This is a genomic window from Streptomyces roseofulvus (assembly GCF_039534915.1).
GTDB classification, from domain to species: Bacteria; Actinomycetota; Actinomycetes; order Streptomycetales; family Streptomycetaceae; genus Streptomyces; species Streptomyces roseofulvus.
This window is the reverse complement of the sequence record NZ_BAAAWE010000001.1, coordinates 2,300,425-2,317,341: the sequence shown is the minus strand read 5'-3', so window position 1 is coordinate 2,317,341 and position 16,917 is coordinate 2,300,425. Positions and strand designations below refer to the sequence as shown.

At 68.2% G+C, this 16,917-nt stretch carries 20 protein-coding genes; 6 read left to right on the top strand and 14 right to left on the bottom strand.

What is annotated here, in order from left to right; all coding sequences use genetic code 11:
* Window positions 1-9 precede the first annotated feature (9 nt).
* The 3 genes from ABFY03_RS10675 to ABFY03_RS10665 form a co-directional block, all read right to left on the bottom strand.
* On the bottom strand, window positions 10-648 hold the full coding sequence (locus ABFY03_RS10675) for a DUF4126 domain-containing protein (protein ID WP_319008101.1): 639 nt from the start codon (window positions 646-648) through the stop codon (window positions 10-12).
* A 69-nt stretch (window positions 649-717) separates the two neighbouring features.
* Window positions 718-1,845 carry a tyrosine-type recombinase/integrase gene (locus tag ABFY03_RS10670; RefSeq protein ID WP_346169769.1) on the bottom strand — a complete coding sequence of 376 codons (1,128 nt, stop codon included), beginning with the start codon at window positions 1,843-1,845 and terminating at the stop codon, window positions 718-720.
* A 12-nt stretch (window positions 1,846-1,857) separates the two neighbouring features.
* Window positions 1,858-2,481 carry a hypothetical protein gene (locus ABFY03_RS10665; RefSeq protein ID WP_346169768.1) on the bottom strand — a complete coding sequence of 208 codons (624 nt, stop codon included), beginning with the start codon at window positions 2,479-2,481 and terminating at the stop codon, window positions 1,858-1,860.
* Window positions 2,482-3,549: 1,068 nt separating this feature from the next.
* On the opposite strand from ABFY03_RS10665, the gene ABFY03_RS10660 reads away from it, so the two are divergent.
* From ABFY03_RS10660 to ABFY03_RS10650, 3 genes are all read left to right on the top strand, one after another.
* Window positions 3,550-4,167, top strand: a complete 618-nt coding sequence (locus tag ABFY03_RS10660; RefSeq protein WP_346169767.1) for a hypothetical protein — start codon at window positions 3,550-3,552, stop codon at window positions 4,165-4,167.
* A 146-nt stretch (window positions 4,168-4,313) separates the two neighbouring features.
* Entirely contained in the window at window positions 4,314-4,676 is a 363-nt protein-coding gene (locus ABFY03_RS10655; protein ID WP_346169766.1) for a helix-turn-helix domain-containing protein, read from the top strand.
* Between the two features lie 42 nt (window positions 4,677-4,718).
* Window positions 4,719-5,693 (top strand): major capsid protein, encoded by a 975-nt coding sequence (locus tag ABFY03_RS10650; RefSeq protein WP_346169765.1) that lies wholly within the window; start codon window positions 4,719-4,721, stop codon window positions 5,691-5,693.
* Between the two features lie 572 nt (window positions 5,694-6,265).
* On the opposite strand, the gene ABFY03_RS10645 is transcribed toward ABFY03_RS10650, so the two are convergent.
* From ABFY03_RS10645 to ABFY03_RS10595, 11 genes are all read right to left on the bottom strand, one after another.
* Window positions 6,266-6,877, bottom strand: coding sequence for a hypothetical protein (locus tag ABFY03_RS10645; RefSeq protein WP_346169764.1), 612 nt, complete (start codon window positions 6,875-6,877; stop codon window positions 6,266-6,268).
* A gap of 87 nt (window positions 6,878-6,964) precedes the next feature.
* Window positions 6,965-7,654 (bottom strand): class I SAM-dependent methyltransferase, encoded by a 690-nt coding sequence (locus ABFY03_RS10640; protein WP_346169763.1) that lies wholly within the window; start codon window positions 7,652-7,654, stop codon window positions 6,965-6,967.
* 86 nt (window positions 7,655-7,740) lie between these two features.
* On the bottom strand, window positions 7,741-8,196 hold the full coding sequence (locus tag ABFY03_RS10635; RefSeq protein WP_346169762.1) for a glycine-rich domain-containing protein: 456 nt from the start codon (window positions 8,194-8,196) through the stop codon (window positions 7,741-7,743).
* Between the two features lie 65 nt (window positions 8,197-8,261).
* The gene (locus tag ABFY03_RS10630; RefSeq protein WP_346169761.1) at window positions 8,262-8,462 is read right to left on the bottom strand and encodes a hypothetical protein; all 201 of its coding nucleotides are present in this window, start codon (window positions 8,460-8,462) and stop codon (window positions 8,262-8,264) included.
* A complete protein-coding gene (locus ABFY03_RS10625; protein ID WP_346169760.1) occupies window positions 8,462-8,656 on the bottom strand; it encodes a hypothetical protein in 195 nt (64 codons plus the stop codon). The genes ABFY03_RS10630 and ABFY03_RS10625 overlap by 1 nt, the downstream gene beginning before the upstream one ends.
* Window positions 8,657-8,749: 93 nt before the next feature.
* Window positions 8,750-9,580, bottom strand: coding sequence for a helix-turn-helix domain-containing protein (locus ABFY03_RS10620; protein ID WP_346169759.1), 831 nt, complete (start codon window positions 9,578-9,580; stop codon window positions 8,750-8,752).
* Complete coding sequence (locus ABFY03_RS10615) at window positions 9,577-10,074, bottom strand: DUF6879 family protein (protein ID WP_346169758.1); 498 nt, start codon at window positions 10,072-10,074, stop codon at window positions 9,577-9,579. The genes ABFY03_RS10620 and ABFY03_RS10615 overlap by 4 nt, the downstream gene beginning before the upstream one ends.
* A complete protein-coding gene (locus ABFY03_RS10610; protein ID WP_346169757.1) occupies window positions 10,058-10,267 on the bottom strand; it encodes a hypothetical protein in 210 nt (69 codons plus the stop codon). Before ABFY03_RS10610 ends, ABFY03_RS10615 begins: the two co-directional genes overlap by 17 nt.
* 735 nt (window positions 10,268-11,002) lie before the next feature.
* A complete protein-coding gene (locus ABFY03_RS10605) occupies window positions 11,003-11,614 on the bottom strand; it encodes a TetR/AcrR family transcriptional regulator (protein WP_319008102.1) in 612 nt (203 codons plus the stop codon).
* Window positions 11,615-11,648: 34 nt separating this feature from the next.
* On the bottom strand, window positions 11,649-13,799 hold the full coding sequence (locus ABFY03_RS10600) for a YhgE/Pip domain-containing protein (protein ID WP_319008103.1): 2,151 nt from the start codon (window positions 13,797-13,799) through the stop codon (window positions 11,649-11,651).
* The gene (locus ABFY03_RS10595; RefSeq protein WP_346172234.1) at window positions 13,771-14,643 is read right to left on the bottom strand and encodes an ATP-binding cassette domain-containing protein; all 873 of its coding nucleotides are present in this window, start codon (window positions 14,641-14,643) and stop codon (window positions 13,771-13,773) included. The genes ABFY03_RS10600 and ABFY03_RS10595 overlap by 29 nt, the downstream gene beginning before the upstream one ends.
* 260 nt (window positions 14,644-14,903) lie before the next feature.
* Between ABFY03_RS10595 and ABFY03_RS10590 the strand changes: the two genes are divergently transcribed.
* The 3 genes from ABFY03_RS10590 (at window position 14,904) to ABFY03_RS10580 (ending at window position 16,898) form a co-directional block, all read left to right on the top strand.
* On the top strand, window positions 14,904-15,377 hold the full coding sequence (locus ABFY03_RS10590) for an SAV_6107 family HEPN domain-containing protein (RefSeq protein ID WP_319008104.1): 474 nt from the start codon (window positions 14,904-14,906) through the stop codon (window positions 15,375-15,377).
* A gap of 66 nt (window positions 15,378-15,443) precedes the next feature.
* On the top strand, window positions 15,444-16,232 hold the full coding sequence (locus tag ABFY03_RS10585) for a class I SAM-dependent methyltransferase (protein WP_346169756.1): 789 nt from the start codon (window positions 15,444-15,446) through the stop codon (window positions 16,230-16,232).
* Between the two features lie 273 nt (window positions 16,233-16,505).
* Window positions 16,506-16,898 (top strand): DUF3040 domain-containing protein, encoded by a 393-nt coding sequence (locus tag ABFY03_RS10580; RefSeq protein WP_031007097.1) that lies wholly within the window; start codon window positions 16,506-16,508, stop codon window positions 16,896-16,898.
* Window positions 16,899-16,917 lie beyond the last annotated feature (19 nt).

Sequence of the window (16,917 nt, the reverse complement as noted above, 5' to 3'; positions counted from 1 at the left end):
TCAGGGACCCTATCGGCCCCCACCGACAGAGCGGTCCACCGGTGGGCCGCCCCCGGCCGCCGCCAGTCTGCGCTCCTCGCGGCGCTGCGCCCGGCGGCGCCGGAAGCGCCGGATCCGGGAGGCCAGGAAGACCACCAGCCAGATGCCGAGCGCCAGCAGCACCGCGGCGATCACCGCGGCCGCCACCGGATGGAAGATCGCGAAGGTGATGACGCCGGCGACCGCGAGGTCCTCGCCGGTGCTGATCACGATGTTGGAGAACGGCTCGGGCGAGGTGTTCACCGCCATCCGTGTCCCGGCCTTGACCAGATGGCTCATCAGCGCCGTCGTGCCGCCGACCGCGCCCGCCGCCAGCTCCGGCAGCGAACCGCTCTCACCGGCCAGCAGGGCGGCCACCACGGCCCCCGCGACCGGCCGGATCACCGTGTGGACGGAGTCCCACACGTTGTCCACGTACGGCACCTTGTCCGCGACCGCCTCGATGAGGAACAGCACGCCGGCCGCGATCAGGACGTCGGTGCGCTGGAGCGCCTCGGGCACCTCGTCGGTGAGCCCGGTCGCGCCGAAGAGGCCGAGGAGCAGGACCACCGCGTAGGCGTTGATCCCGCTCGCCCAGCCGCTGGTGAAGACCAGGGGAAGAACACTCATTGCGCCCCCTACCTGCATAGATGTGCTCTCGTGCCGCGCTGAGTCAGCACATCTCAGCACGGGTGGGGCTCAAGCCGCCAGAGCAACATCCAACACGGACACCGCCGTGTCTACGGCATCCGGCGTCAGATGCCCGTACGTGTCCGCCGTCTCTGTGATGGAGCCGTGTCCCAGCCACCTGGACACGGACAGCAGAGGGAGGCCGTTCAACAGGCACGTGGATGCGTAGAAGTGCCTCAGGTCGTGCGGCGTCCATCGAGGCTTCCCGCCGACCCGAGGGACAGCCTTGTACCAGTCCTCCCGGTACCAGTCCGGGTGGACCAGCGCCCCGAGCTGAGTACGGAACAGACGCCCGTCGTCGGCCGTCCCGAACCGCTTGATGTGCCACTGCACGTGGTCCCAGACGAGACCCGGCACAGGCACGTCACGCCACTCTCCCTCTTGCCGGTGCTTCAACGGCACCAGGGCGGCCGTCAGCTTGCCCTCAGCGTTCCGCACCTTCTGCACCTGCCTACGGACGCGGAGCACGCGGGTACCGGCGACGATCCGGAAGTCCGTCTCACGCACTCCCATGGCCTCTCCGATGCGCAGCCCGCAACCGGCCATGAGCCAGATACCGACCGCGTTCTGTGGCTTCATGCCACGGGCGATCTTGTCTACGTCAGCGAACTCGGGAAGCTCGGTCTCGTCGACAGCCTTCGGCGGCTGCTTCGGGAGCACTGCGGACAGGAACGGAGACTCGGCAAGCGCCTTGTCTCGTACTGCCTGCCGGAACATGCCCCGGAGAGGGTTGGCGACGGCCCAGAAGGTGGCCGTGGAGAGGCCGCCTGCCTGCATGGTGTTCGCGATCTTCTCCAGGTCTGCCGCGCTCACGTGGCGCAGCGCCTTGTGCCCGATCGCAGGGCGTATGTGACGGTCGAAGCTCTTCCCGTTCCGGTAGGCAGTCGTCTGCTTCACCTGACGGCGCCCCGTGAACTCTGCCCAGTACGCGGAGACGGTGACCGCTCCCTTGTCAGGGTCGATGTAGGAGCCGTCCCGGACCGTGTGCTCCACGGAGGCTTTGAAGTCCAGAGCTTCCTTCTTGAGCTTGAACGACTTCTCTCGCTGCCGCCCGGACCGGCCACCGGCTTCCCGGTAGCGGACCATCCATCGCTTGCCCTTGGTGTAATCGGCCCCCCGGTCGATAAGCGTTGCCACGTTTGCTGTGCCCTACTTCTCTTCGTCTTGCAATGTTGCTTTTGCCTTGCTGGTAGCCATGCCGCCCGCCTTAGTCCCTACCGCTTCGAGGAATTCCTTCTTGCGGGCGAGCTGAACATGGCTCTTGACGGTCCCATGGCTCTTACCGGTGATTTCGATCAGACGGTTTACGGGAGAGCGTTCCCCCGCTGTGGTTAGTGCCTCGTATCGGATTGCGAGAGCCGATAGGTAGCGGTCTGTTGGTCCCTTCTCTGTGGTGAGGATTTCGTCTAGATGGTGGCGGGTCTTCCTTTCGTCGCTGCGTTCCTTGGCCTTGTCGAGTTGTTCCCGCATCCGTGCCGTGGACTGGAACGCCTCTTCCGCGTGTCGAGCCGCCGAATTCGGGTTCACCTCCCTGAGTACGGTCGTGGTGATTCCTCGTGCCTGTGCGGCTGCGTCTCCGCCTTCGACGGGGCGAATGAAGACGTGCGTGGGGGCGCCTCCGGTGGAACCGAGACGGAAGAAGTGCCACGCCTCAAAGTTGCCGTGCGAGACGACCTGTCGGATCCATACGCCCTGTTCGTTTACGGCGTCGCGAAGTTCCTGGGGCGGCTGCGGCCCCGAGGGGTCTCCCTGTGGGATCACGTGTTCTCTCATGGCATCGACAGTACGTGATCCATCTAGGTTTTGCACGTCTGGACGTGTCCGTGGTGGCTTGCGTCACGGACCATAGTCCCGTGCCTGTGGCGGGGCGGTCGGGACTTTCAGCCTGCCGGCCGCGACGGGAAGTCGTCCGCGCCAAGGGGGACGGGACCCTTCGTGCCCCAACCGTGGAGGGACCTTGGTCCCGTTCCGGACATCCATCCAGGCTTGACGGGTCCGGATGGGGTGGGCACGGTGGAGCCCGCCCCGACATCCGAGAGCGGAAAGGAAGCGCGCTCGTGAATCGCGTAGTCCCTATAGGCAATACCGGCGACTGGCTCATCCGATGTCACCGAGACGACGTTGCCCGACTCAAGGTCAACAACAACATCTGGCATGACGGCCCCATGGACGACGACAACAAAGAGGGCCCGGAGTGGTTCGTGATCACGGAAGGAAAGCCGAAGCCGTGAAGGTCCCAGTGTCCGCTGAAACTCGCCTGCCTACCGGGCAGGCGGGCGGGTGGTATCGGGACGCCATCCAATGCGTCTCTCTGCCCGCCATGCACGTGGCCAAGCAGGTAGCGCGGCTCTGTGGAGACGACTCCCAGGTAACCGTTCCATGGCGGTCCCTGACCGACGCGGTAGGCGTATCCGGAACCCAGCACATGCAGCGCGCCTACACGCAGCGCGGCGCGGAACTCCTCGCACAGGCCGGATGGCTGACGTGGGAGACGGTCGGAGAGAAGCGAGGCGCTGAAACGACCTTCTACCTCCTCCCTGGCCACGGAGAGTGACAGAGAACTTATGGCAGTAAGTAAGAGCGCCCCTTTCGTGGCTCTCCGTAGTAAGCGGCTAGCGACCGTACAGGGAGCTAGGCAAGAGCTAGGTAACAGCCTCCCCAAGAGGCTGCTTCCGGGTTGAGGTGTTCTGGAGGCCCACCGGAAGAACACCGGTCTACTCCGCTTGGGGCTACGTAGACCACCACCTAGCGGCCCCTCTTCGCGACGGGGCCTCACCCCACAAGACCACCCCACCACGGCTGACTTCGGGTCAGCCGGCCACCCCGAAGGGAACCCCGACCATGACAACTGACCTTGACCGCCTCATCGCCGCTCAGCAAGCCGACAAGGCTGCCGACGGTGCACCCACCCCCGAGGGGTGGAACTACTCGAACAGTGATGACCCTGTACGCGCCACGTTGGCCGATGTTCCCGACCCAGACGTAGTAGACCCGCCTCCGGCCGGTCCGGGCGGTCTGGTGGCCGACCAGGGCGGCTACGGGCAGGAGAAGGTGTCCAACCAGGACACGCCCATCGTGTGCAAGGCGTGTGCCGGGCTTCTCCCCGGCCTGTACTGCCTCTGTGAGTTCGACGGGGTGCAGCGGGAGGTGAGGGCCGTCCGCGTGGGCCGTGGCGGTGCTGTGCGGTTCGTGTTCGCCGATGGGCATGCCTGCGGCTGTGGCGGCTGCTCAACGCCTCTGAGGGGCCGTGGGCGGCCTCGAACGTACTGCTCGGATGACTGCAAGACGGCCGGGGCGACGCACCGTAAGCGGCGTGAGCGTGGGCAGACCAGCGGCTTCAAGGGCCGTGAGGGCGTGGTCCCTCCGCCTAAGCCGAACCGCTGGACGGAGGAAGACAAGAGGCGCATCCAGCAGTACCCCGAGATCTTCGCCCGCTCGTACCCTCATCTGTTCCTCTGATCGGTGTCACGACTATTCCCTATAGGTGAGAGGACGCCTCTCTTCTCTCTGAGATAGCCCCGGTTGGCTTCGGCTGGCCGGGGCTCTCTCTTTTGCCCGTCAATCTGCACCCCTGCAAGAAGGGGGCTTCTCGGAAGGAATCAACCATGCACACCAAGCTCGCCGACTGGCGCAAGTCCCACGGCCTCACCCAGGAAGTCATTGCCGAGCGCGCCGGTGTCAACGCCTGCACCGTGTCCCGCTGGGAGGCCGGGGAGACCGCCCCAAGCCCCGAGTACCTGCTCAAGTGGGCCGCTGCCGTGCGCATGCCTGTCGCGAAGGTCATCCCCGGCATGGACGCCCCGACGTTCCCGACCAACAAGAAGGACGCTCGCCGTCTCGCAGAGGTGGACACCCGGCTTCTCGTGGCTCACGTCCTGCTCCAGAAGCACGACGCGGACTACATGCCGGTCGAGTCGGACGCCCACGCTGACGCTGCGCTTCTGGCTGACGTCGTCCTCGCGCGCTGACCCAACACACTTTTCCTGCCCCACCACTTAAGGAGATTCACCATGGCTAAGTTTGAGACCTCCGCTTCCGGCGGCAACGTTGGCGTCATCGACATGATCTCGCAGGTTTCGGTGTCGGTACTCAAGAACCGCTCGGTTCTTGGCCGCCTGGTCTACCGAGACATCGAGCAGCGCTTCACTGCGGGCGTTGGCGCCACGGTCAACGTCCGTAAGCCCACCGTGTTCGGAGCCAAGAACCTTGCCAAGGATTCGGCCGTAGACAACTCAAAGCTTGACGAGAAGCTGATCCCTGTTGTCATCGATACGCATTCCTACGTGTCGACCCTGACGAACACGTGGGACACCACCCTCAACATTGAGAGCATCGCCCAGCAGATCACCGCACCGCAGGCCGAAGCCGTTGCCGTCGGCGATGAGAACTCGGTCGAGTCTCGTATTGCCGCTGAGCTGAACAAGGCTATTGCCGCCAAGGGTAATGACCTCAAGGACGCTGAGGGTAAGTTCCTCTCCAAGGCTATCGAGCACAAGGAAGGCGACTCCCTCCGTGACACTCTCGTGAAGCTGGACCTGCACATGACGGAGAAGAAGGTTCCTCTGGAGGGCCGCAACCTCGTCGTGTCTCCGAAGTTCCGCGCGGAGATCCTTTCTGATGATCTGTTCGTTAGGGCTGACTCCTACGGGAAGGCCAGTCTCATCCAGGACGGCGCGGACAAGCTTGAAGAGAACTACATGGGTTCGTTCCTGGGCTTCCGCGTGTTCGTGTCGACCATGATTGAGGGCATGGTCGCCTTCACCGGCGAGGCGTTCACCCTCGTGCTTCGGGTACCTCGTCCGATGGACGGCGCCCAGTCGGGCGCCTCTGTCGACCACGATTCGAAGTACGGCGTCCGGGTCACCCGTGCCGCCGTTCCGGAACGTCTTTCCGTGCAGGTCTCTACCGATGTCCTGTGCGGTGCTGCGATCCTTGACGCCGACCGCTGCATCGGCGTCCAGCTCACCCCGAAGACGACTCGCTAACGCGTCCGAGCCCCGCTCTCTCACCTATCGAGGGGGCGGGGCCCTTTCTTGTACCCAGAGGGCAGCACGCATCAGCCGGCCTAGGCGCCACCCTGGAGCACTCCCCTAGTGCACACACCCCCGTGACTACACCACCACACCACAACAGTGTGACTAAGCAGAAACAGTGAAACAAACACTTTCACTAAACGCTGAGCCACTACACACCACTGCAATAGGCCACCCCGAAAGGTGGCCTTAGTCATTACTACAGCAGTGCACACACAGACTCTCACTCACTCAATCACTAACGCAACGAGTGAATGACAAGCAAGCAAAAGCAAAGCTTGAACTAAAGCACAAAGACTAAACGAATTCACTAAGCGACTCACTCACACGCTTGACAACCCGCAAGCAAGCACACTCACGAATTCAAACGAGCAAGACCCTACGGCAGGGGTGGGGGGTGACCCCCGACTCGCTCACACGAAAAGCCGAACGTGGATAGCAAGCGGGATCGGCCCGGGGTTCCCAACATTCTAAGACCCTTGAAGCGCGTGTTCGCCGGGGTTTCCGAGGGTGGGTGATCCGGGTCACTTCTGGGGGGTGTGCGTCAGTCTCATCACGTCTGCGGCGGTCAGTGTCCGCTTAACGGCAAGTTCCTCGGCCACCGCCACAACGTTGTCCCAGAGGCTAGCGAGGAGGACCTGAGCCCTTACCTGTTGGTTCGGGTAGTTGTAGGGGTCCATGGTGCTCGGCACGGTGTAGTCGAGTTCATGGCCGTAGTACTGGGCGACATCCTGAGCATCTTTCTGATCGCCGATCCCCCCGGCCTCGGTCACCCAGCCGACGGCATCGGTCAGAAGCCCGTTGAGCGTCAGCCAGATCAACTCTGCCTGTACTCCAGCGGCGAGCATCATCACCACGTCGGGCCCCGGAGCGGAGAGCAAGAGCACGCCCTTGTTCTCTCCACCGGCCTTCACAGCTCCACACCGACCACAAGCGTCAGTTCTGATGGAGATGTCCCGGGCGGTCATGCCTGCCGCCATCCCGGCGATGGCATGGCCAGCCTCGTGGTACGCGCAGGCCAGGGCAGCCTGCTTCTCATCGAAGGGACGGTTCTCGTAGATGCAGCACGAGTAGGAGGGAGCCTCATAGAGGGTCTGCCCCTGGAGGGGACTGCCTTCAATCCATATCGGATACATCGGCACAGCATGCCAGAGGGCACGGCAACCTAGAGTTGGCGCAGCCGGCTCAGGCTAGGACCAGGGGTTTTCGGGCACTGGCAGCGCTCAACTCGACATAGCGGTGTGGTCCCGTGGCGGCTTGTCGCCGGTCACGAGGAGAGTGCCTGTCCGGCGTCCCGGCGGCGGGGTGATGACTTGGGCCTTGACGTTCACGAACCCTGCTTCCTTAAGCCGGGACTCCCACTCGTCGGGCTCGTAGTCCCAGCGCTTCACGTACAGAGGCTCGCCCGGCGTGGGCGGCTTCATCTGCGTTGCCTGTGGGCCGACGCACCCCGGTAGCGCGGGCGGGTTCTGAGAGAACGCATACCGGCCGTCAGGGGCGAGTGCGGCGAGGACGAGCGGCAACAGGTCGTCAGGGTCGGTGAACCACGATGCCCCGTAGACGCTGTAGACCGCGTGGTACCGGTCCGGGGCCGTGGCGAGGAAGCGGGACGCGGTGCCGGTCTGCACGGTCAGGTGCGGGTACCTGTCTTTCGCGGCCTGTACCTGGACCGGGGACAGGTCGATGCCGGTCGCGTCGGCTCCGAGGGCGGCGACGTGGGCAAGGTTGCCACCGGACCCGCAGCCCAGTTCGAGCACGCGGGTGCCGGGGCCGATGTCCCCGAGGACTTCCGCACCGGGCCCGTGGTCGGGGTGGATCGTCCAGTTGAACCACGTGGTTTCCCCGGCCGCGTTGGTGTCGCGCCGTCCGGGCCGGTCGGTGGCCCACTGGTCCCATGCCTGCGTGTCCTGCACGTCTCTCCCTGAGATGCGGGGCGCCCCCAGGGCCGGGTGGACCCTGGGGGCTGTGTGGCTCGGGCGGTCATTGTCCGCCCGCCGGCCTACTTCTTGGGGCTGTTGTGGCAGCCCGCGTGACACTGCGTGCACTCGGCCGCGCCCTCGTACGGCCAGAACTCGGCATCGACCGTGTGCCCGGCGGCGAGGATGGCGTCCTTCGTGCGGGCGAGGGCTTCCCGCCCGGCCTCGGGGTCGGTGCCGGTCTCGTCGTCGTCCTCCGGGACGTGGTGGATGTAGTCGACGCCGAGGGCCTTGCAGAAGTCGACGTAGGCGACGGTCCGCGTGATGAACGCGTGCCAGAACAGATCCACGCGGAGCGACGGCGACAGGGGCACGGTGGAGTGCGCGGCGGTGGCGAGGAAGGCCACCATCTGCCGGATGCCGCGCGCGCCGAGGTCGTCGGTCATCTCGGGCCAGGTCTTGCGGACGTCCGCGATGAGGCGGGCGGACAGTTCCGGGCTGATCAGTTCGGCCGTGGTCGGCTTGATGGTCGTGCTCACGGTGGTGCCTCCGTTCAGGCAGCGCGCACGCTGCCGGTAGGTGACTGTGTGAGTGGTGATCGCGTTCAGACGCGGGTGACGGTGTCCGGGGGTGCCAGCCACTCGCGGCCCCCTCCCTCGGGGCGCAGGAACGCCGTGGGCACACGCCGGGGGTAGGGGCGCTGAAACCTGGCCGGGTCCTCGTAGTCGTCGATCACGTCCCGGAGGATGCCGACGCGTCCCCAGTTGTCCTCTACGAGGTGTCCGATGTCGTCAGGGGTGACCATCAGACCGGGGGGCACTTCTGCGCGTGGTGATAGACCGGATTCATGTCGCCACGCTTCCCACCACCCTCGGGGGTGAGGTAGCCGCGCCTGGCGCGCTCGGTCGGCTTGATCTCTCGCTGGCACAGCAGGCACGCGGCGCCCTTCGGGGCGTACGTCCCGTACTCATCCGTGACGTCGTGCAGTTCGCTAGTCATGTCCGCGCCCTTCGCTCTTGCTTGGCGTTCGGTGCGGAATCCTGCACGGGCTGGTGGCCCGGTAGGCGGATCATGCGCGTCCTGGACTAAAGATCACCGGAGGGCGTTGGCGCACTCTCCGAGGAAGTCCCTCGCGTCGTGGCCGAACAAGGCCCGCTCCTCCAGGCTGCCGAACTCTTCAAGGTGGCCCATGACGTCGCGGGGGTCGCGAAACACCATCACGCCCGAGGACAGCTCAACGGTTGCTATGCGGTCGTCGTAGATGGTGAAGGTGTTCAGCGGTGCGGGCCCCGTCGGGACGCTCAGGGGGATGATGCCGAGTCTCACGTTCGGAAGGTGCGTGAGGGAGGCGATGTGGTCGACCTGGACCGCGAGGGCGTCAGGGCCTACGAGGGGCCAGCGGACAGCCATCTCGGTGAGGATGAACGTGAACCGCTTGGAGCGGTCGTAGAGGACCTGTTGCCGTTCCAGCTTCTTGGCGATCGTCTTGGAGTGGTCGCCGGGGATGTGGGCGAGGCTGGCGCGAATGTACTCGGGTGTCGACAGCAGCCCTGTGATCATCGAGAGCAGGAAGTAGCGGAGTTCCGTCGAGGTCGCTTCGAGGCCGGCGAGCTCCAGTTGCTTCTTGTCCAAGCCCTTCCGCCGCATGCCTCGGGCGCCCTGCCACTCGGTGTTCGCGAGTCGGGCCAGGGCCATGACCTGGGAGACGATGGCCGGGGGTGCGTCACAGGCTCGAAGGAACTGTTCGACGTCCACGAGGGACGGACGAACCTTGCCGTTCTCGATACGGCTGACCTTGGACTGAGACATGGTGCAGCGTGCGGCGATCCGGGTCCCGGTGAGCCCGGACCGCTTGCGCACTTCCTTCAAGAGGGCCGCCAGTTCCTCGCCTGACTGGCCCAGCTCTTCCGGTTCGAAGCTCACGTACGGACGTACTCCAGGAACGGCACAGACGCCTCTACGGCGATCCGCTGGTACTCGATGAAGGGGGCGGGGTCGCCCTCGTACAGTTCGCGGCCGGTCTGCCTGCCGTCCGGTTCGTAGTGCATGAGCACGACCGTGGAGCGGTCGAACATCCAGAAGTCCTGGACGTCGGGGAGTGGGTTCGGCTGGTCGGTGACGTCGAGGATGCGGATGTCTTCCCCTGCCGGGGCTTGGTGCTGGTAGTACCGCTCGAACTCGAACCGCAGATAGTCCGTGAGAGGCCGGGTGACGATGTGGACGCGGCCCACGCTGCGGGTGCGGACCATCTCTGTCCACGCGTCCTCGTACGGGCCCGGGAAGCTGGCACCCGCCTTGAATGCGGCGAACTCTTCCGCTTCCTGCGGTACGAGGTACTGAGGCAGGGTCTCAAGCCGCCATGCTTCGGTCTGGAACGTCTTGAACTTGTCGGACCAGGCTTCACCATCCAAGAGCACGGACGGCCTCCCTCAGGACTTCCTCGGGGATCTCCACGAGCCCTTCCCCGGCGGGCGGCGTGAAGGCCGTGGACATGTCGCCCTGGACGATGAACGAGCCGGACGGGGTGCGGTAGACGTTGGGGCAGTCGCCCTGTCCGCAGTTCCCTCCGGTGGTGTTGCCAGTGAGCCGGGTCAGTTCCTCGCGTGCCACGGGTTTCCCCCTCCGTAACGGGCCCGGTCGGGCCTGATGACCATGACCGTACGGGCAGCCCTGAGGGGCGTCTATGCGGGAACGCGACTATGCGCGAGTTGGCATAAAGAGAGACCCCCGATGAGCCGCTATGGCCTGTCGGGGGTCCTCTGTTGCGTGCTGGGAAGCCAGCACCAAACCAGCACCGCTACGCCTGTCTAGATCTGACACGTCTAGATGGGGCGTTTGAGTGTCTTGGGTGTGTGCTGGTCAGGTGGGGTGTCCTCCCCCTGGTAGTGAGAACCAGGGGGAGTACGGACACGCTCGTGATCGTAACGAGACGGGCCCCGTCCGTCACCAGGCCGGCCCCATCCGTCCGGCGCGCGCGGCGACTGAGTATCCGTACCTAGACGCCGAGATGAGTACCCGCGCGGATGGGGGAAGGGCCGTCCGGAGGAGAGAGTGGAGCCACGGAAGGGGCACGGCTCCGGAACCGCCGACACGGGGCGGCGGAGACGGGGCCGTGCGCCTGCCGGCACGGGGGACGTGCACGGGGGTGTACGAAGAAGGCGCCGGTCCGGCGTGGCTCGGGGGGATCGAGCCTCGCGGGACCGGCGCCTTTCGTCCTCCGGGATCCGGGGTCCCGGGATCCGGGGTCCCGAGATCCGGGCGCCCGAGCTCCGGGGACCCGCGATGCCGGGATCCGATATCCGGGATGGGGATCTCGGATATTGGATCCCGCATGGGGGGTCCGGCTCAGCGGCCCCCGCCCACCCGCCCGTGCAGCAGCAGGGACAGCGCCGCGTGGACGTCGTCGAGGGAGCGCTCGCTCTGGAACGCCTTCCAGTCGAGGGCGGCCACCAGGACCATCCCGACCAGCGCCGCCGCCGTCAGCTGGACGTCGATCTCGTCGCTCAGCTCACCCGCCTCGACGCCCTCGCGGAGGACCCCCTCCACGACGGCGACGGCTTCCTGGCGGACGACCAGGAGGGTGGAGTTCCACGCCCGGTTGGTGCGCCAGAGCTCGGCCACGTACAGCTGGGTGAAGGCCGGGTAGCGGTCGATGAAGACGAGGCCCGCGCGGATCATCGCGTCCAGCGCGTCGACCCGGCTGCCGCCCCGCGCCGCCGTCTCCTCCGCGGCCGTCCGCAGCGAGGCGGTGAGCAGGGAGACCCCGTGGCGCAGCAGCTCCTCGAAGAGCTCGGTCTTGCTCTTGAAGTTGTAGTAGACCGTGCCCTTGGCCACCCCCGCCCGCTCGGCGATCTCGTCGACCGTGGTGGCCGAGAAGCCCTGCTCGGCGATGAGGGTGACGGCCGCCTCGTAGAGCTTGGCGCGGGTCGCCTGGCGGCGGGTGCTGCTGCTGTCCATGGGATCGATTCTCACAGAGCCGGTACGGGTCGGGTCACAGGGACAGGTCGGGGTGGAGCCGGTCCAGCGTCCACACCTGCTTGCGCCGCGCGGTGACCGCGGTCAGGGCGAGCGCGCCCAGGGTGAAGGCGGTCAGGACCGCGACGGCCTCCCAGACCGGGCCGACGCCGCCGCCGGAGATGAGCCGGCGCAGCGCCTCGACCACGTAGGTCATCGGCAGGAAGGGGTGGACGGCGTTGAAGAAGCCCGGGCTGGTCTGCACGGGGTAGGTGCCGCCCGCCGAGGTCAGCTGGACCATGAGCAACGCCAGGACCAGGATCCGGCCGGCCGCGCCGAAGCGGGCGTTCAGCCACTGGATGATCGAGGCGAAGCAGCAGGTCACCAGGGCGAGGAAGCCGATCGTGCCGGCCGCCCTGGCCATCTCGAGGCCGAGCCCCCAGTGCAGGACGGACAGCAGCGCGCCGACCTGGAGGACGCCGATCGCGGCCACCGGGAGCCAGCCGGCCAGCGCGATCCGCCAGGCGGAGGCGCCCGCGGCGAGGGCCCGCCGGTTCATCGGCTGGATGATCATGTACGCGACCATGGCGCCGACCCAGAGGGAGAGCGGGATGAAGTACGGGGCGAAGCCCGTGCCGTAGTTGGGCGCCTTGTGGAGCGACTGGGCGGCCAGCCGCACCGGGTCGGCCATGACCTCCGTACGCCGGTCGCGCTCGTCCTTGTCGTAGTCCGGGATCTTGTCGACGCCGTCCTTGAGGCCGGTGGCGAGCGAGCCGGAGCCGTCGGCCAGCTTGAACAGGCCGCCGTCGAGGTCGCCGGCGCCCTTCTTCAGCTTGCCGACGCCGCTGTCCAGGCTGACCGAGCCCGCGCGGGCGCCGGTGATGCCGGTGTGCAGCTGCGCGGCGCCGTCGGCGACCTTCTTCGCGCCCCGGTTGAGCTCGTTGATCTTCCGGATGGCGCCCTCGACGTCCTCGTCGAGGTGAGGGGCGCGCGCGGCCAGCTCGTCGGCCTCCTTCTTGAGTTTCTTCAGGCGCTCGTCGAGCGTCTTCAGGTCGCCCTTGTTGTCCTTGGTCAGCTGGTGCACGTCGTCCGCGACGGTGGCGACGTCGCCGGCGGTGGTCGACGCCTCCTTCAGGGCGGAGCAGTACTCCTTCGTGTCCGGGAGGACGAAGCCCTCGGGCAGGGTGACGCCCTCCGGCAGCTCGATCTGCGGGGCGGCGGTGGCACCGGGCTTCTCGCACGACTCGCGGTGCAGCCGGCCGAGCGTGTCGTCCGCCTTGTGGGCGGCGGCGCGCAGCACCGGGGCGCGGCGGACCAGGTCCGCCAGGTCGTTGCGGGCGGCGGTGGTCGAGTCGGAGACCAGCTTCGCGGTGTCGCGGATCGACGTGCCGTTGTTCGCCAGGTACGGGCGGACCTTGTCGGCGGTGCCGTTCACCTTGTCGGCGAGGGCCTGGGTGCCGTCGGCGACCTGGCGGGTGCCGGTCTGGACGTCCTTGGAGCCCTTGTCCAGCTTCTTCAGGCCGGCGGCCAGGTCGCTGCTGCCGGTCTTGGCGTCGGTCAGGCCGGCGGCGAGGTCCTTGGACCCCTTCTTGGCCTTGTCCACGCCCTTCTTCAGGTCGGCGGCGCCCTTGGCGGCCTCGGCGGTGGCCTCGTGGATGTCCGAGAAGGAGATGAAGATCTTGTCGAGGAAGGTCCGGGAGGACTTGGTGGAGGCGGCGGTGCGCACCTCGGAGAAGACCGTCCGCGAGATCTGGCCGACGATGTAGTTGTTGGAGTCGTTCGTACGGACCTTCAGGGCGCCGGTCTCGGGGGAGTCCCCGGAGCTGGACGCGATCCGCTCGCTGAAGTCGCCCGGCACGGTCAGGGACAGGTAGTACCTGCCGTCCTCGACGCCCTCGCGCGCCTCGGCGTCGCTGACCTCGTGCCACTCGAAGGTCCTGCTGTCCAGCAGCCCCTCGGTGATGTCCTCGCCCGCGGTGATCCGCTTGCCGTCGGCGATGGCGCCGCGGTCCTCGTTGACCAGGGCCACGGGCAGCTTGTCGAGCCTGCCGTACGGGTCCCAGAACGAGTACAGGTACAGGGCGCCGTACAGCAGCGGCAGCAGCAGGACCGCGACGAGCGCGGCGCGCGGCAGCTTGCCCCTGCCGAAGCGCCTCAGCTCAAGCGCGGCCAGTTTCGGCGAGCGCATCGTCCGCCCCCTCCTCGGTGATGTCGTCTTCGGTGGCCGGGTCCGGGGTGGCCGGGCCCGCGGCGGCCGTGTCCGCGTCCGTGCCGGCCGCGGCGGTGCCGTCCGCGGGGGTACGGTCCGCGGCCTCCGGCTCCGGGTCGTCGTGGTCCGGCGCGGCCTGCTCCGTCTTCGGGGTGGTGCCGGTCGTGGTGATCCGCAGGGCGTCGGCGGGCGCCTCGCTGCAGACGGCGAGGACGGTGGTGCCGGCGGCGGCCACGGAGCGCAGCAGCGCCCAGGCGTCGGCCCGGTCGGCGTCCGACAGCTTCAGGTCGGTGTCGTCCACGCCCAGCAGCCGGGGGCGGCCCATCAGGGCCAGCGCGATCGACAGCCGCAGGGCCTCCAGCCGCTCCAGATCGCGCACGGAGGTCCGCTCGCCCTTCGGCAGGGCGGCGAGGTCGAGGCCGGCGGCCGCCAGGGCCTCGTCGATGCGGGCCCTGGCCTCGGCGGCCCGGGTGCCGGGACGCCGCAGCAGCGCGCGGACCGAGCCGTCGAAGCGGCGCTGGAGCAGCGCCCGCTCACGCAGGTGCTCGGCGACCGTGAGCGACGGGTCGAGCTCGCTGACGCCGGGCACCTGGCCGAGCGCGGCGGCCCGGCGCACGGCGGCCATCCGGCGCGGCAGCGGGAGGCCGCCGACCTCGGCGTGGCCCTCGGCGGTCTTCATCCGGCCGGTGAGCGCGAGCAGCAGGCAGGTGCGGCCGGTGCCGGACGGGCCTTCGAGCGCGACCAGCGAACCGGCGCCGGCGCGGAAGGACACGTCCCGGAAGGCCCAGCCGCGAGGGCCCTTGAGCCCCAGCCCCTCGACCACGAGCCCGGCGCCGTGCGCCGCCGGGCCGCCGCTCGCGCCGGATGTTCCGCCGGCCCCCTTCGGAGCCGGTCGTGTGGTCAGGTCCTCGGATCCCACGGATCCACCCCCCGCTTCCCCACTTTTGAACTGACTGGTCAGTCCAAAAGTTACCCGGGAGTCGCCTTGCTGGCAAAACCCCAGGTCAGGGCGATTGTCAGTGGGGGGTTGCACGATGGGCACAGACGGCGACAAGGCCGTCACCCGACGACAGGAGGCTCGTCATGGCCAGTCCTTTCGCAGCAGCCGACGTCCACCCCGTGTCCCGCCGGACCACCGCCCCGCCCGCCGCCCTCGACCTGCTCGCCAAGGCCCGGGCCGGGCTCGACGAGGCCGCCGCCCTCGACCGGCCCCACGAGAGGTACGCCACGGCGCACCTCGCCGCCCTGCGAGCCGCAGCCGCCGTCCTCGCCGCCCGCGCCCGCCCCGTCCCCCGCACCCGTCGGCGGCAGGCCATAAGGAGCGCCTGGGAGCTGCTGCCGCAGCTCGCCCCCGAGCTCACCGAATGGAGCGCCCTCTTCGCCTCCGGAGCCCCGCGCCGGGCCCTCGCCGAAGCGGGCGTCGCCGCCGCCGCGACCCCGCGCGAGGCCGACGACCTGGTCCGGGACGCTGCCCACTTCCTGCGCCTGGTCGAGCGGCTGCTCGTGCTCCAGCCGGTACTGCCCCGACAGCCCCCGGCGGACGGGGCCGCCGGTTGATCCGCACGGCGCCGCGGAGGCCATAGGGTGGGGAGGTCCGTACCCGTCACCGAGGAGTCAAGAGCCGTGCCGGACCCTTCCCCCGCCTTCGGCCGCGAGGCGTCGTCGCGCCCGTCGCGCGCCTCTCTGCGAACCGCCGTCGTCTGGGACGTCCTCAAGGACGCCCTCGACCGCCGCGTCGGGACCACCGGCGAGGGCAGCCTGGACGTCCTCGACACCGGCGGCGGCTCCGGCAACTTCGCGGTGCCGGTGGCTCGCCTCGGCCACCGCGTCACCGTCGTCGACCCCAGCCCCAACGCGCTCTTCGCCCTGGAGCGCCGCGCCGCCGAGGCCGGCGTCGCCGACCTGGTGACCGGCGTCCAGGGCGACGTCCGCGGCCTCTTCGACGTGGTCGAGCGCGGTGCCTACGACGCGGTGCTCTGCCACGGCGTCCTGGAGTACGTGGACGACCCGGCCGAGGGCGTACGCAACACGGTGGCCGCGCTCCGCCCCGGCGGCGCGCTCAGCCTGCTCGGCGCCGGACTCGGCGGCGCGGTCCTCGCCCGCGCCCTCGCCGGACACTTCACCGAGGCACGGACCGCGCTCGGCGACCCCGACGGGCGCTGGGGCGCCGGCGACCCGGTGCCCCGGCGCTTCACCGCCGAGCAGCTCACCGGACTGGCCGAGGAGGCCGGCCTCTCCGTGAGCGCCGTCCACGGCGTACGGATCTTCGCCGACCTGGTGCCCGGCGTCCTCGTCGACACCGAGCCCGGCGCCGCCGAAGCCCTGCTCAAGCTGGAGGCGGCCGCCGCCGAACTGGCCGCCTTCCACGCCGTCGCCACCCAGCTCCACGTGCTCGCCGAGAAGCCCGCCTGATCCGGTGGAACTCCGGGGCCGCGCCACCCGTTCGGAGGTGCGGGCCCGACTGTGCCACAGGCCGCCCCATATGCGGCTTCGCGCCGTATGATCGAGGGAACCCATCCGGCATGACGGACGGGCGGCTGGGGAATCAACGCCTCACCAACCGAACCGCGTGGCGGCCCGGATGGGCTGATCGGCATTGAGGGCGGGTTTCACGGGGGCGATTCCCTGCCTATCCTGAAAGGGCCGCAACCGGTCGCCCCCGCGACCGACGACTAGGAGGACTCCGTGCCGCTCTCGGAGCACGAGCAGCGAATGCTCGAGCAGATGGAGCGAGCGCTGTACGCCGAAGACCCCAAGTTCGCGACAGCGCTCGAGGGAAGCGGGCTGCGCACGTACACCCGGCGACGGGTCTACCAGGCAGTCGCCGGCTTTCTGGTGGGTATCGCGCTCCTCATGGCCGGAATGGTCGCACAGCAGATCTGGATCAGCGTGGTGGGATTCCTCGTCATGCTGGGCTGCGCGGTCCTGGCGGTCACCGGCTGGCGCAAGGCGCCCAAGCCGGGCGAGCGGGCGCAGCAGGCCCGGGGCCATCAGGTCCGGGCGCGACGCTCGATGATGGACCGGATCGAGGCGCGGTGGCAGCGACGCCGCGACGAGCAGCAGGGTGGCGGCCACTGACGCCCCCCTAGCGGAGACC

Excerpts from the sequence above, each read along its gene's own strand:
- ABFY03_RS10675 (WP_319008101.1), bottom strand. The coding sequence starts at position 648 with ATGAGTGTTCTTCCCCTGGTCTTCACCAGCGGCTGGGCGAGCGGGATC.
- ABFY03_RS10665 (WP_346169768.1), bottom strand. The coding sequence starts at position 2,481 with ATGAGAGAACACGTGATCCCACAGGGAGACCCCTCGGGGCCGCAGCCG.
- ABFY03_RS10660 (WP_346169767.1), top strand. The coding sequence starts at position 3,550 with ATGACAACTGACCTTGACCGCCTCATCGCCGCTCAGCAAGCCGACAAG.
- ABFY03_RS10655 (WP_346169766.1), top strand. The coding sequence starts at position 4,314 with ATGCACACCAAGCTCGCCGACTGGCGCAAGTCCCACGGCCTCACCCAG.
- ABFY03_RS10650 (WP_346169765.1), top strand. The coding sequence starts at position 4,719 with ATGGCTAAGTTTGAGACCTCCGCTTCCGGCGGCAACGTTGGCGTCATC.
- ABFY03_RS10645 (WP_346169764.1), bottom strand. The coding sequence starts at position 6,877 with ATGTATCCGATATGGATTGAAGGCAGTCCCCTCCAGGGGCAGACCCTC.
- ABFY03_RS10630 (WP_346169761.1), bottom strand. The coding sequence starts at position 8,462 with ATGGTCACCCCTGACGACATCGGACACCTCGTAGAGGACAACTGGGGA.
- ABFY03_RS10625 (WP_346169760.1), bottom strand. The coding sequence starts at position 8,656 with ATGACTAGCGAACTGCACGACGTCACGGATGAGTACGGGACGTACGCC.
- ABFY03_RS10605 (WP_319008102.1), bottom strand. The coding sequence starts at position 11,614 with ATGGACAGCAGCAGCACCCGCCGCCAGGCGACCCGCGCCAAGCTCTAC.
- ABFY03_RS10600 (WP_319008103.1), bottom strand. The coding sequence starts at position 13,799 with ATGCGCTCGCCGAAACTGGCCGCGCTTGAGCTGAGGCGCTTCGGCAGG.
- ABFY03_RS10590 (WP_319008104.1), top strand. The coding sequence starts at position 14,904 with ATGGCCAGTCCTTTCGCAGCAGCCGACGTCCACCCCGTGTCCCGCCGG.